We start from the raw sequence: 14,087 nt of genomic DNA, 5'->3' as shown, positions 1-14,087 counted from the left end.
ATTGTACAAGCCCTTACTTAAGCTTATGCACGGCATGAATAAAAATGTCTCCTCTTTCCTCAAAAGTTTTGTACTGGTCCCAGCTTGCACATGCTGGAGATAAAAGTATGACATCTTCTTCTTCGGAAATTTGAAATGCCGCAGATACTGCTTGTTCCACATTATCGACACGTTTGATGACTTCTATTCCACTTTCATTTGCTATTCTTTCTAACTTAGGTGCAGTTTCCCCAAAGAGAACCATTGCTTTCACGTTATCCAAGTAAGGCTTCAGCTCATCAAATTCATTTCCGCGGTCAAGACCACCTGCTAGTAAAATAGTCGGCATAGAAAACGCCTGTAGTGCTTTACTAGTTGCTAGAATATTTGTTGCCTTTGAATCATTATAAAAACGGCGACTTTCAATTGTATCTACAAATTGAAGTCTGTGTTTTACACCTGTAAATGACGTAAGAACCTTTTTAATTGATTCATTTGAAACACCTTTTAATTTGACGGCGGAAACAGCAGCTAATATATTTTCTAGATTATGAACACCTGGTAAAACGATATCTTTTAAATAAATTACGCGTTCATTTTTAAACCAAATACTTTCATCCTTGATATATGTACCACTTTCGAGTTCTCTTGTTGTCGAGAAAAACAGTTTCTCTGCATGAGATTTTTCAGAACGCTCACAAACCTCCTGATCATCTAAATTAATTATTGATACATCAGACCCAGATTGATTCTGATAAATTTTCCCCTTTGCAAACACGTACTCATCTTTCGTTCCGTGATAATCTAAATGTGCTTCAAAGATATTTAAAATAATGGCAATAGCAGGTTTAAATTCAATTGTTCCTAATAGTTGAAAGGATGACAATTCCATCACAATAACATTGTCGCTAGTAGCATTTTGTGCAACTTCACATGCAACTGTCCCAATATTCCCTGCAATTAAAGGTTGTTTTTGATCTTCTTTAAGCATTTCATAAATTAATGTTGTTGTTGTTGTTTTTCCATTTGAACCAGTAATAGCAATAATATCAGCTTCTGATATTTTATAAGCTAACTCCACTTCAGTAATAACTGGGAGATTTTTTTCCACAGCAAGAGCTACCAAAGGGTTTGAATATGGTATTCCAGGGTTTTTCACGACTAAATCAATCGTCTTATCCTTTATTAATGAAAGTGGATGATCTCCACAAACAACCTGAATTCCAAGGTCTCTTAACTCCTCGACCGCTGCATCTGTATCAGTTGCTTTCAAATCATTTACTGTTACATTTGCACCAAGCTGATGTAATAATTTAGCGGACGCTAAGCCGCTTTTTGCTAACCCTATAACTAATACCTCTTTATGTAAATAATCACTAATCCTTTTCACTTACAACCACACCTCGATATAGATTCCAAGCACTGCGAAGACAAGCCCAATTGTCCAGAACGTAACAACTACTCTCCATTCTGACCATCCAACTAATTCGTAGTGATGATGCAGTGGGCTCATTTTGAATACTCTTTTACCTGTTGTTTTAAATGATATAACCTGAATAATAACCGATAATGTCTCAATTACGAACACGCCACCGATTAAAACAAGCAATATTTCTAATTTTGTTAAGATTGCAATCGTTACTATTGCACCACCTAGTGCAAGTGAACCCGTATCCCCCATAAATACCTTAGCAGGATGTGCATTAAAGACTAAAAATCCAAGTACTGCACCAACTACCGCAACTGAAAAAATCGCAACATCATATTGAGATTGATTCCATGCTAGTACGGCAAATGCCCCAAACGCTACTGCAGAAGTTCCTGATAATAAACCATCTAATCCATCAGTTAGGTTAACTGCATTTGATCCACCTACCAGCATAAAGATGACAAGTACAACATAGCCCCAACCTAAATCAAATGAAAGTGAGGTACCAGGTAAACCAATCTCGGTTGAAAATCCATATTGTGTAAAGATAATATAGAAGATGACTGCAATAATCACCTGGCCGAGTAATTTTTGTCTTGAGGTTAACCCAAGGTTTCTTTTCATGACAACCTTTATAAAATCATCTAAAAATCCTAGTAAACCGTAACCAACAGTTACAAACAGTAATAAATACATCTCAACACTTAGTTGAGAAAATTTCCCTGTCATCACAATTGTTGTAATGATAATCGAGAATATGATCATTACTCCACCCATTGTAGGAGTTCCTGATTTCTTTTGATGTGATTTAGGTCCTTCTTCTCTAATACTCTGGCCGAACTTCAACCTCCTAAGAAAAGGAATAATGATGGGAGATAATAGTACACTTATTAAGAATCCCATTACGAGTGTAATTAATATAACCTGCTCTAGCATGTAGGCTCCCCCCCATCTTTATTCGTTTTTCCCCAAATTACGTGTAGGTAATTTACGAGAATATCATATGAGCTATTTTCTTTAATATGTTTCTCAAATCTAAAATCATTCATTTTATCAACTTCTCTTTCTATCCTTTGTTACCTATTCTATGAAAGAAATGAGGCCTGAACTACATCATTTTATTCATTTCATTTCATAAATAGATTAGTTTTCTTGGGTATGAGCACCAGTTTTGCTATTTTTCACTTATTTTGATTATTGATTGCCTTTAACGCAATCTCTTTATCATCAAAATCGAATGTTTCGTTGCCAATGATTTGGTATGTTTCATGCCCTTTCCCTGCAATTAAGATTACATCTCCCTTTTTAGCATGTTCAACTGCGAAGTGGATTGCCTTTTCACGATTAGAAATCAAATGATAATGTTCTCCACTAACTCCAGCTTCCATATCTTTAAGAATCATGGATGGATCTTCACTCCTCGGATTATCAGAAGTGAAAATTGGCTCATCACTATATTCAGTAGCAATTCTAGCCATAAGCGGTCTTTTCGTTCTATCTCTATCTCCTCCACAGCCAACAACACAAAAGATTTTGCCTTCTACAAATTGCTTTATCGTTTGTAAAACATTTTCTAGACTATCTGGAGTATGAGCGTAGTCAACGATAACAGTAAAGTCTTGCCCTCCATCAACAAGTTCAAAACGCCCTCTAACACCCTCCATTACTTCAATTGCTTGGATAATTGTATCTAAGTCAATAGATGATGCTAAACAAGCCGAAACTGCTGCTAGAACATTATAAATACTAAATTTTCCAACCATATTGATCGTTACTTTTTTTGTACCTACTGGTGTAAACAAGTCAAATTCTGTACCTTTTGACGTCATTTTAATTTCTTTTGCCATCACATCTGCAGAGGTTTCAATTCCATACGTCAAAATTTTTGCAGCAGTCATTTTTATAAATTCTTCAGATGCCTCTTCATCGGCATTTAAAACGGCAATTTTTACATCTTCATGATCAAAACGATTACCTAATTGAGCAAAGAGAAGGCCTTTAGCATACTTATAAGATTCCATCGTTTTATGATAATCTAGATGGTCCTGGGTTAAATTTGTAAAGACTGCAACATTGAAATCACAGCCGTGAATTCTTCCTAAATGAAGCGCATGAGAGGAAACCTCCATTATCGCATGTGTTACCTCTTTCTCTCTCATCTCATGGAACGTTTTTTGAAGAGTCAAGCTTTCCGGAGTCGTGTTTTTTACATTTTTTAATTCATCTGCTATTTTTATGTACATGGTTCCGATTAACCCTGTTTTTTTAGTTGCTTCATTAAGTATTTTTTCAATTATATGTGTTGTTGTCGTTTTTCCATTCGTTCCAGTAACACCAATAAGATGCATATTATGTGTAGGCTGACCATAATAAATATCCGCCAACACAGCCATTGCTCTTTTTGAATCTTTCACTAAAACTACTGGAATTTGTAAATCGTCCAATGGTCTTTCAGCAAGAATCGCCACCGCTCCACTTTCTTGAGCTTTTCTGGCATAATCATGACCATCAACTGTATAGCCGTTAATACAAATAAATAAGCTACCCTTCTTAATTTCCCTAGAGTCCATCTCAATTGATGTGATCATCGGATTTTCTTTCGTAACAATTTCATGTTCGTGTAAATATGTAAGCAATTCGTTTAATTTCATTATTATTCCTACTTTCACTACAAGGTCTATGCACGTTTAATTGAATGTAGATAAGAATCATTAACTTATGTTACCATTCATTCAACTTTATAAAGAAAACGAGCTATTTACCAAAGCTTTTTGGTTGATTGAAGCATATACAGAATGTTCTCCGTACTTATTTTATCTTACTTATAAAAAAAGAGCCATCCTTCGTTTCATTTTCTTTTGAAAAAGCAGGTCTATATTTAGAAGTTTTATTATTTAGAATATTAATGCTTAAGAAAATGAAAAACAGAAAGAAAGCGTGACATCTAGAATCAAGCGAATGTCATGCTTTCTTGCAATTTATTCTTTATCATCAAATTTCTTTTCACTTTCACCTAAATAAACACGTAATGTCGAACCTTCTTTCACTTTTACACCAACATTTGGGGATTGCTGCACAACAACATCTCCTTCTCCTGCTACATCAAGCTTCAAATTAACAAATTGCTCCGATAGTTCTTGTTTAGTCAACCCTATAATATTCGGTATTTCGACTAATTTTGTGTCCAGCCATTTATATTCCTTTTCAATTTGTTCCTTTCTAGGTTTTACACCTAGCTCTGGTAATGCATCACGCATAATATTACCTACAATTGGAGCAGCAACAGTACCCCCGAATTGGATCGTACCTTTAGGATTATCAACTGCTACATAGACAACAATTTGTGGATCGTCAGCAGGAGCAAATCCAATAAATGAAACGATATGGTTGTTCTCCATATATCTTCCATCTTTAACCTTTTGGGCTGTACCTGTTTTCCCACCAACTCGATAACCGTCTACATATGCATTTCTCCCTGTCCCAAGTGCAACTACACTTTCAAGTGCATAACGAATCTCTTTCGATGTTTCCTCAGAAATGACTCGTTTCTTCGCTTCCGGTGTTTGTCTACTAATCACTTCATTTGTTACGGGATCTACCCATTCCTTAGCAATATATGGTGTATATAATATCCCCCCATTTACTGCTGCTGATACAGCCGCCACCTGTTGAATCGGGGTAACAGATACCCCTTGTCCGAATGCGGTTGTCGCAAGCTCAACAGGTCCAACTTTTTCCGGATTAAACAAAATACCTCTACCTTCACCCTGTAAGTCAATACCTGTTTTTTGCCCAAAGCCAAAGTCTTTAATGTACTTAAAGAGTGTTTCTTCTCCAAGTCTTTGTCCTAGTTCAACAAAACCAGGGTTACAGGAATTTTGAACGACTTCTAGGAATGTTTGGTGACCATGTCCCCCTCTTTTCCAACACCGTAATCTAGCACCATCAACCTCAACAGATCCACTATCATTAAACGTGTCTTTTTCAAGATTCACCTTTTCTTCTTCAAGTGCTGCCGCTAAAGTAATAATTTTGAATGTAGAACCAGGTTCGTAATTACTCCAAACAGGTAAATTCCGATTGTATACTGTTGGATCAACTTCCTGGAATTTAGCAGGATCAAAATCTGGCCGACTTGACATCGCTAAAATCTCGCCATTATTAGGATTCATTGCAATGGCTATAATACCATCAGGATTATACGTTGCCTGCACATTATCTAATTCACGCTCAATAATTGTTTGGACTCGAGTATCAATCGTAAGCTTTAAATTGTTGCCATCAACTGGTGCTGTATAGTCATCCGCTTCACCTGGCATCCTTTGGCCTTTTGCATCTGAGAAAAATTTCACATATCCTTTTTCACCTTTTAACTGCTTATCATAATAGGATTCTAAACCTAATAAACCTTGGTTATCAATCCCAGCAAAGCCAAGAACATGTGATAAATAGCTACCAAACGGATAGTAGCGCTTGGAATCCTCAGCTATGTAAACCCCTTTTAAATTTAACTCTCTTACTTCATTTGCCTTTGCATGAGATATTTTTCTACCTTCAGGATTAATCCATTCAATCGATTCTTTTTTAGTGACATGTTTATATGCCTTCTCCTCCGACATATTTAACACGGCTGCCAGCTTTTTAGCGGTATCTGCAGGATTTTCAATTTGTCTTGGGACAACATATATGGTAGGAGCACTCATATTTGTTGCAAGTTCAACACCGTTACGATCTAAAATTTCCCCACGCTCAGGTTCAAACGGTATATTTCTACTCCATAGATCTTTTGCACCAGAAGTTAATGAAGATCCAAGAAAAAATTGAACATACCCTAGACGTATATCAATCACTAAAAAAATTAACAAACCGAATAGCAACGTTAATGCAAGACGCTTTCTAACGGTTACATTCGAAACACGCATATCCTCTACTCCCCCTTGTCTAGGCTCGTTCAAATATATGCTTGTACGACAGGAGTTAGAACAATAGAAATAAAGGAAACTCTGGTGTCTTAAAGTCTAATAAACACTTCTAAAAAAAAAGGATTGACCTTATAGTAGGCCAATCCATAAAATCACCATTTAGTCCTCTTCTTTTTCTTCAGTTTGTTTCTTAACTATAGTTGTCTTTAAAGTTACGGATAATACATCGCCTTTTTTCAATACACTATCCTTCTTTATACTTTGCTTAGTAACATAGCCAGAACCTTCGGAATTAACTGATAAATCTATCAGATTACCCAATTTCATTACATCTCTCTTAGACCAACCAGTCATATTAGGCATTTTTACATTTTCAGAAGTTTGCAGTAACACTTTCTCATTTACGATGATAGGTGTTTCTACCTCGGGGTATTGAGCGATAATCTCTTGTCCGTTACCAAGAATGATCGGCTCTAGCCCTAATTCCTCTAACTGGTGTTCTGCATCAGTAGGCTTCATTCCTACCAGTGTAGGAAGCTTGATTCCTTCCTCTACTGTTTTGCTTTTATCTGCGCTCTCCATTTCTTCAGTTGGATCAATTTGCAAATACTGTAAGCTATTCTTCATGACAGTATTGAAAATCATTGAGACAGGAACTGAACCGGCTTTCCCTTCTAATTTCGGCTTTTGCACTGCCACGTAAACGATTAATTCAGGATCATCTTTTGGAGCCATTCCTAAAAATGAAAACACATGATTATCATTTCCTGATAAATACCCACCTGATGGTGAATAAATTTGGGCAGTTCCTGTTTTTCCAGCAACTTTATATCCTTCGATGCGAAATGACTTTCCTGTCCCCTTTTCAGAGCTAACAACGGTTTCTAATATATCTAATACTTCTTTTGCTGTTTTTTCTGAAATAGGCTGACCTACAGCTTTAGGTTTCGTTTCTTTCACAACTGTATCGTCATCTGGGTTAACAATTTTTTCAATTGCATATGGTTTCATCATTTTTCCATTATTTGCAATCGCAGTAGCAGCCTGAATTTGCTGAATCGGCGTAACTGCTGATGCTTGGCCAAATGCTGTTGTTACTTTATCACGATGCATATTATAGTTTATTTTGCTAGTAGCTTCATTCGGAAGATCAATTCCAGTTTTTGATGTGAAACCAAACTTATTTAAATATTGATATAAGCGGTCGACTCCTAGTAGCTTATCGGCAATAATAGAAAACGCGACGTTTGAGGAGCGCTGAACTCCTTCGTTATAGGTGATCGGTCCCCATCCACGCCCACTGTTATGGTCATTAATATCTGGTCCTTCTACATCGTAAGATCCTGACTGGAACATTGCATTCCCATTATAAACGCCTTCTTCAATGGCCGCAGCAAGCGTAAAAATTTTCATTGTTGAACCAGGTTCAAAGGCATAGGATATCACATCATTAGTATAAGATGTAATATTCCTTATATTTGGATCAAAGCTCGGTCGTTGAGCCATAGCCAAGATTTTTCCCGTTTTTGGATCTGCAACAACACCTATGATTTTCTCTGGTGAGAATTCATCAACAACTTGATTCATAGAGTCTTCTAAAAAGGTTTGAATCTTTTGATCAATTGTTAAATAAACATCTTTACCATTTGTCGGAGCAATGATTTCATCATTACTATTTGGCAACTTCCAATTATAATGATCCTTTTCGTATTTTACATAACCGTCTTCTTCTTGTAGGTATTTCTCAAGGGTTTTTTCAAGTCCCATCATCCCTACTGTTTCGCCCGTGTCCTCTTGTTTTTGAGCATATCCTATTAAATGAGAGGCAAATAAACCATTAGGATAAAAACGTTGTGTATCCCGAATAAAAGAAATACCAGGAAGCTCTAATTTAGCTATTTCTTCTTTCATTGTATGACTTATATCACGACCTGCTGCTCCAAATTCGACTTGATCTAAATCCTTTGAAAGAATCTCTTCTACTTTACTAACTTTCATTTCAATTAAAGGAGCAAGCTTTTGAGCAGTTTCCTGTATATCAACAACATGCTGTGGTTTTTTTGGATTAGTTGTCATTTTATCATCAAGAATTGCGACAAGCTTATATGAGGCTTTATCCTCAGCTATAACTTCACCTTTGTTATCTAGTATTTTTCCTCGTTCAGCTTCAATTGTTCGTTGACTTTCATATAATTCCTCTGCTTTTGCCGCAAGGGCTTCACCATGGACAGATCCAGTTGCTTGTATGTAAAAAAAGCGGATAAAAATTGTGAAAAAGAGCAGTGCAAATAGTAAAGATAGAAATGCTGCCCCTCTGTTCATATTTGTGTTTTTCTCTGTTAGCTTCATAAGGACCTCCTACTCGTGTGTTTATTTTACCACATAGAAACAATCGAGTGATGAAAAAAAGCTGGTTACACGTTTATAACTAGTGTAACTCAGCTTTTTCCCCTTATATCTGTGTTATTCTTGTACACTTTTCACATTGTTTTGATCTAATTTCAAACCTAACTCTTTAGCTTTTTCCCAAATTCGATCATATGTACTTAACTCTTCAACCTGTACGTGGAGGTCACTATTTAGCTTTGTTTGTTCTTCTATTTTAGCTTCGGTTTTCTGTATTTCAATATTCGCTTGATATACTGTATAGCTTTTAGTAACAATATTTACTGCAGCTATAATAAAAAGACCAACAACTAAGATCATCAGTATTTTTTCCCCATTTGTTATTGAAGCTCTTCGTTTAATAATAATTGGTTCTGATACAGGCATATGTTGCTGCTGTTGTTTTTCCTGTCTTTGCTGTTCTAATTTCATCGCTAAATTACTCATACATGCAACCTCCTTTTATTTTACTACAATAATATTTGGGGTTTTACCAGCTCAAAAGTCATATTCGACTATGGTGCTTCAGTTTTTAATTTTTTCAGCGATCCTTAACTTAGCTGATCTGGCTCGGTTGTTTTCTTCTAATTCTATTTCAGATGGAACGATTGGTTTTCTTGTAACAATATTTATTTTAGGCTCGTAACCTTCAGGTAAATACGGCATGTTACGGGGAAGCTCAGGTGGAGTTGCCGCTTCCTTGAAGGCTGATTTGCAAATACGATCTTCTAAAGAGTGAAAAGTAATGACACTTACTCTTCCTTCTGGTTTAAGTAATTCAATTGATTGTGCAATTGCCTCCTCAAAGACCTTCAATTCATCGTTTACAGCAATCCTAATTGCTTGGAAAATACGTTTTGCAGGATGTCCACCTTTTCTGCGAGCCGGAGCTGGTATCCCCTCTTTAATAATCTCTACTAGTTCTCCAGTTGTACGAATTGGCTCTTTTTCCCGATGTGCTTCAATTTTTCGCGCAATTTGTTTTGAGAATTTTTCCTCACCATATTTAAAAAAGATTCTTACTAAATCTTCATAAGACCAGTGATTCACAACATCATAAGCAGATACATCTGATTGTTGGTCCATTCTCATGTCCAATGGAGCATCATGATGATAGCTAAATCCTCTTTCTGGATTATCCAATTGTGGTGAAGAGACACCTAAATCAAAAATAATCCCATCAACCTTTTCAATACCATGCTCTGCAAGTTTTTCTGTAAGGTATCGGAAGTTACTTTTTATAAATGTTACCTTTCCTTCATAAGATGATAATTTTTCTTTAGCATTTGCTAATGCGATATCATCCTGATCAAATGCAAATAGGTGCCCATCTTTCGATAATTTAGAAAGAAGATAGCTACTGTGACCAGCACCACCTAACGTACAATCAACATATGTACCATCTTCCTTAACTTGTAAGCCGTCGACTGTTTCCTTCAATAGAACGGTTGTATGTTCAAACATAAGTTGTACCACCTTTTCAAATCAATTTTCTATTAGCTTGTCCACTCTGCTACTCATTTTTGCTTAAGTGAAGATTATATATCAAAATCAATCATATTTTCAGCAATTTCCTCAAAAGAATCTTCTTGTTCAGCAACATAACTTTCCCAGTTGGACTTGCTCCATAGTTCAATTCGATTTGAAACGCCGATCACAACACACTCTTTCTCTAATTTTGCATATTGCAGTAATGGTGTAGCGAGATTGACACGACCTTGTTTGTCTAATTCACATTCAGTCGCACCTGAAAAGAAAAAACGGGTGAATGCACGAGCATCTTTTTTGGTTAGCGGGAGAGCTTTAAGTTTTTCTTCAATTTGCTTCCATTCACTCATTGGGTAACCAAATAAGCATTGGTCGAGGCCTCTAGTGATAACGAACGTTTCTCCTAGTCCATCTCTGAACTTAGCTGGGACAATCATTCTGCCTTTTAAATCGATGGTGTGATGGTATTCTCCCATAAACATGTTCGTTGCCCCCACTTTCTCCCCTCAACTCACCACTTTCCCCCACTTATCTCCACTTCCTATTTTACCTTTGTTTACACAAAAAAAAAACCCTGTAATAACAGGATTTTCAAAAAACTTTTATTTAAATTTTGACAATTTTATGTTTATCATTAAAGGAATATGACAATTTTAGCAATTCTCCAACAAAATCCGGTCCAAATTTATTTAAATAGTAATATACATTCCACATTCTTTCTTGTGGATTTAAATTTGGAACCAAAGATAATTCAATCGCTTTAAACTTCGAAAGCTGAACCTCATGCTGCTGTTGTTTTCTTTTCTCTACGCTACGATTTAAAAAATCTAGTTGTTCTTGAATAAATGCACCATTCTTTTTCAACATCGGTTCTAAGCTATTATCAATTTTTAGAGCCGACTTTATTAGCTTTTCATGGATGTCTGAAACCTGCTTTTTGGCCTCTTCAACAAGCGGATTCATATCAACCGGTGATACTGACTTTAGGTAAGTCTCGATTGATTTTTCTACTCCATTATGTAAAACATCATCTAGCGTCAATTCAGCTTCTGCCATATTTCTTTCAATAGAACGTTCAAGTAAAGTGATCATTATTCGTGGTAAAACAGGTGGCATCTTCAGTTCTACACATGAAAATACACGTTTTAATTCTGCCCAGTATGTAACCTCTCCTGGCCCTGCAATAAATGCGAGTGTAGGAAACAAGTATTCCTGCATAATAGGTCGTGTAACAACATTATTGCTCAGCTTTTGAGGATATGTTTCTATGATATCGTTTAATTCTGCTTTTGATAATGTTAAACCAATACCAGGTACGACAAACTCTTCATTATTTTTTCTTTCTATAAGGAAACGCTCTCCTTCATGATGATAAAAAAGATTTGCACTATTTTCAGGCATTTCTATGATTGGACTGTAGCTTTGTAAGCGCATTTCTTCTTGCTGGATTTTAACTGCATCATACAAACTGCTATTGTTATCGATAATTGATTGAAAACAACACTTCTCCAGCTGACGAAGACCCGAATCCCCTGAATTAACAAGAACTAATCCTTCATTTCGAAAAAGCTTCATAATTACATGTTCAAAAAATTCTACATACGTTGTGGAGCGTTTCACACAGTTTATTAATTGATCTAGTAAATTGTTTGAATAATCTGTTTCTCCAAATGCTTCAAAAACTTGTTCAAGCCAATCCAAGGTCTTAGACTGGTTTAATGTCAAATCACTTACAGATTGTTTTTTAAGAGGAGAATCTTTAATCGCAAATTTCTTAGGAACATGATCCTTAGCAGCGAATATATGATTAATTTCTGCAAAATCATGATCCTCTCCAGCAATCCAAAAAACAGGAATAACAGGAATCCCAAGTTCCTTTTCTTGGTTTTTAGCTAATACGATAATCGAGATAATTTTATGTATTGTATACAATGGTCCGGTTAAAAGCCCTGCTTGTTGACCACCAATCACAACAACACTTTCAGGGTGTTTTAATCTCTCAATATTTTCTAATACTTTCTCATTATTCTCTGAAAATCGTTTTGCGTAATGCTTCAAATAAGCTGAAATCTCTTCACGCTGAAAGGAACGATTTTTTAAATCCGCAACTCTATTATGAAAAACCTCTTTAGTATGAATATTATAATCAAAGAATGTTTCATTGTTTAATTTCTGATCGTTAAAGTCATTCATAAATTGATTTGAAGAGCGCAGGGAGAGTTCAAGAATCTCCATATATGTAACTTCCTTTCTAGGTTAATATTATAACAGGATGAGTATAGCACTTATGTTGCTGAAACGAAAAAACTTTGCTTACAAATCCCCATCAATTTCCTAATTTTTTTACACTTAAATAAATGCATTTTTAATAATTTCAGCTGCAATACCGTATATAGTTAAAAAAAGGTAACTAATAAAAAAGAAGATAAATGAGAGCCGCCATACCTTTTTTGTAACAATGGTCATTGAAGGAGGCTTCGATCTATTGGATTCGAGATAATAAACAAATATGGATAAACATAATAATCCTAAAATGATATAAATTAGAAATGATTGCTCAAATATGGTTATTAAATGAAAATGGACAGATACAATAAAGAATAGGGTTGATAAGTCTAAGGTCAACAAAATGGATTTCTTTTTATTCTTAACAACTATTCGTAATATTAAAAAGAATAGAACGAGATTAACTAAAGGTATAGCAAATGCAAATGAGATCATCCATTTCATTATTTCAATCATTACCTATCTCAATCCCTTTAATAGCATGATATAAAAATGTAATGTGTGGAATTGGTTTTTGAGTGTTAGTTGCTTGCTGAATTAAATAACCTAGAATTGCATCAATTTCCGTCTGACGTCCGTTTTGGATATCTTTATACATTGATGATTGATTCTGTGCGGTGTTTTCACAGATGTTGTATACATGCTCCCAAAGTAGTGCTTCATTCGACAGTCCCAATACTTGTATGACTTCATTAAAAAGTACTTTTAACAATTTCATAAAATGATCGTTTTCGATTAATACACCATTTCTCACTTTTAATACAGATGTTAATGGATTTATTGTAGCGTTAACTACCAATTTTTCAGAAAGCATCTTCCTCCAGTTATCTTCCATTTCAATCGGAAATAGTGATTGTTGATTGATTTGCAATTGTTGAATCAATGAGTTTTGACTGTTATCTCTATTATAATAAGCGATTTTTGTCTTACCTACTCCAGTATGTTGGACTGTGTGATCATCAAGTCGTATTGCACCATGTTCAACGATACCTAATATAATGTGATGCTTTAATAGAGCTGACAAATACGGTAAATGCCCCATACCGTTTTGAAGGAACAATATCGTTCTTGGTGTAAGATTGTTTATTTCTGCAATAATAGAAGCGATATCGTATTGCTTTACAGTCACAATTAAGAGCTCTTCTTTATAATTCCTTGTTGAATCAGCATTTATCATTACCCTAGTGTTTATTCCATCCTTTACCATCAACAAACCATTTGAATTTATCTGATCAGCCTGTTGCTTTTGATTCGTATAAAGGGTAACTGTATGGTTCTTACTGAGATAATAACTATAAAGCAAGCCTAATGAACCCGCACCAATAATTCCTATATCCATTGTTCCCACCTACTATTTACTTTGCTAAGTTTTACATTTATCAGCTCAATCATATCAAATGAAACGTCGAATGTACCACACTTTTGCTTTTTTCCACTAGAAAAAGCAATTGAATCCATTTGTAAATTAATTTACTGGAAGCGGTTAACTAAAAAACTACATGAACAACATTTGTCATGCTATAATAATTGTATTGTTATTATCATTAAAATCAAAATATTCTTTACCAAAACGATATAATTTGATGTGCATCAAGGGG

At 35.3% G+C, this 14,087-nt stretch carries 11 protein-coding genes; all 11 read right to left on the bottom strand.

Going from position 1 to position 14,087, the window contains the following annotated elements; genetic code table 11:
* Window positions 1-13: 13 nt before the first annotated feature.
* Window positions 14-1,369: a UDP-N-acetylmuramoyl-L-alanine--D-glutamate ligase gene (murD, locus tag HUW50_RS19275; RefSeq protein ID WP_066335886.1), complete on the bottom strand. Its 1,356-nt coding sequence runs from the start codon at window positions 1,367-1,369 to the stop codon at window positions 14-16.
* A complete protein-coding gene (mraY, locus tag HUW50_RS19270) occupies window positions 1,370-2,344 on the bottom strand; it encodes a phospho-N-acetylmuramoyl-pentapeptide-transferase (protein ID WP_066335890.1) in 975 nt (324 codons plus the stop codon).
* A 245-nt stretch (window positions 2,345-2,589) separates the two neighbouring features.
* Window positions 2,590-4,059, bottom strand: a complete 1,470-nt coding sequence (locus HUW50_RS19265; protein ID WP_066335899.1) for a UDP-N-acetylmuramoyl-L-alanyl-D-glutamate--2,6-diaminopimelate ligase — start codon at window positions 4,057-4,059, stop codon at window positions 2,590-2,592.
* Window positions 4,060-4,386: 327 nt separating this feature from the next.
* Window positions 4,387-6,330: a stage V sporulation protein D gene (locus HUW50_RS19260; RefSeq protein WP_066335905.1), complete on the bottom strand. Its 1,944-nt coding sequence runs from the start codon at window positions 6,328-6,330 to the stop codon at window positions 4,387-4,389.
* Window positions 6,331-6,489: 159 nt separating this feature from the next.
* Window positions 6,490-8,679, bottom strand: a complete 2,190-nt coding sequence (locus HUW50_RS19255) for a penicillin-binding protein (RefSeq protein WP_066335910.1) — start codon at window positions 8,677-8,679, stop codon at window positions 6,490-6,492.
* 114 nt (window positions 8,680-8,793) lie between these two features.
* Window positions 8,794-9,162, bottom strand: a complete 369-nt coding sequence (ftsL, locus tag HUW50_RS19250) for a cell division protein FtsL (RefSeq protein WP_066335916.1) — start codon at window positions 9,160-9,162, stop codon at window positions 8,794-8,796.
* A gap of 78 nt (window positions 9,163-9,240) precedes the next feature.
* On the bottom strand, window positions 9,241-10,179 hold the full coding sequence (gene rsmH, locus HUW50_RS19245; protein WP_066335920.1) for a 16S rRNA (cytosine(1402)-N(4))-methyltransferase RsmH: 939 nt from the start codon (window positions 10,177-10,179) through the stop codon (window positions 9,241-9,243).
* Window positions 10,180-10,253: 74 nt separating this feature from the next.
* Window positions 10,254-10,685: a division/cell wall cluster transcriptional repressor MraZ gene (gene mraZ / locus HUW50_RS19240; protein WP_066335924.1), complete on the bottom strand. Its 432-nt coding sequence runs from the start codon at window positions 10,683-10,685 to the stop codon at window positions 10,254-10,256.
* Between the two features lie 124 nt (window positions 10,686-10,809).
* Complete coding sequence (gene bshC, locus HUW50_RS19235; RefSeq protein ID WP_066335928.1) at window positions 10,810-12,438, bottom strand: bacillithiol biosynthesis cysteine-adding enzyme BshC; 1,629 nt, start codon at window positions 12,436-12,438, stop codon at window positions 10,810-10,812.
* A gap of 114 nt (window positions 12,439-12,552) precedes the next feature.
* A complete protein-coding gene (locus tag HUW50_RS27610) occupies window positions 12,553-12,924 on the bottom strand; it encodes a DUF3397 domain-containing protein (protein WP_396652648.1) in 372 nt (123 codons plus the stop codon).
* Between the two features lie 13 nt (window positions 12,925-12,937).
* On the bottom strand, window positions 12,938-13,828 hold the full coding sequence (locus HUW50_RS19225) for a 2-dehydropantoate 2-reductase (RefSeq protein ID WP_066335943.1): 891 nt from the start codon (window positions 13,826-13,828) through the stop codon (window positions 12,938-12,940).
* Window positions 13,829-14,087: the final 259 nt, after the last annotated feature.

The organism is Metabacillus sp. KUDC1714 (assembly GCF_014217835.1).
Lineage (GTDB): Bacteria > Bacillota > Bacilli > Bacillales > Bacillaceae > Metabacillus > Metabacillus rhizosphaerae.
This window is presented reverse-complemented; position numbering and strand designations above follow the sequence as displayed.

Bases quoted from the DNA above. Each gene is read 5' to 3' on its own strand.
- mraZ (WP_066335924.1), bottom strand. From the start codon at position 10,685: ATGTTTATGGGAGAATACCATCACACCATCGATTTAAAAGGCAGAATG.
- bshC (WP_066335928.1), bottom strand. From the start codon at position 12,438: ATGGAGATTCTTGAACTCTCCCTGCGCTCTTCAAATCAATTTATGAAT.
- HUW50_RS19260 (WP_066335905.1), bottom strand. From the start codon at position 6,330: ATGCGTGTTTCGAATGTAACCGTTAGAAAGCGTCTTGCATTAACGTTG.
- rsmH (WP_066335920.1), bottom strand. From the start codon at position 10,179: ATGTTTGAACATACAACCGTTCTATTGAAGGAAACAGTCGACGGCTTA.
- HUW50_RS19255 (WP_066335910.1), bottom strand. From the start codon at position 8,679: ATGAAGCTAACAGAGAAAAACACAAATATGAACAGAGGGGCAGCATTT.
- mraY (WP_066335890.1), bottom strand. From the start codon at position 2,344: ATGCTAGAGCAGGTTATATTAATTACACTCGTAATGGGATTCTTAATA.
- ftsL (WP_066335916.1), bottom strand. From the start codon at position 9,162: ATGAGTAATTTAGCGATGAAATTAGAACAGCAAAGACAGGAAAAACAA.
- HUW50_RS19225 (WP_066335943.1), bottom strand. From the start codon at position 13,828: ATGGATATAGGAATTATTGGTGCGGGTTCATTAGGCTTGCTTTATAGT.
- HUW50_RS19265 (WP_066335899.1), bottom strand. From the start codon at position 4,059: ATGAAATTAAACGAATTGCTTACATATTTACACGAACATGAAATTGTT.
- HUW50_RS27610 (WP_396652648.1), bottom strand. From the start codon at position 12,924: ATGATCTCATTTGCATTTGCTATACCTTTAGTTAATCTCGTTCTATTC.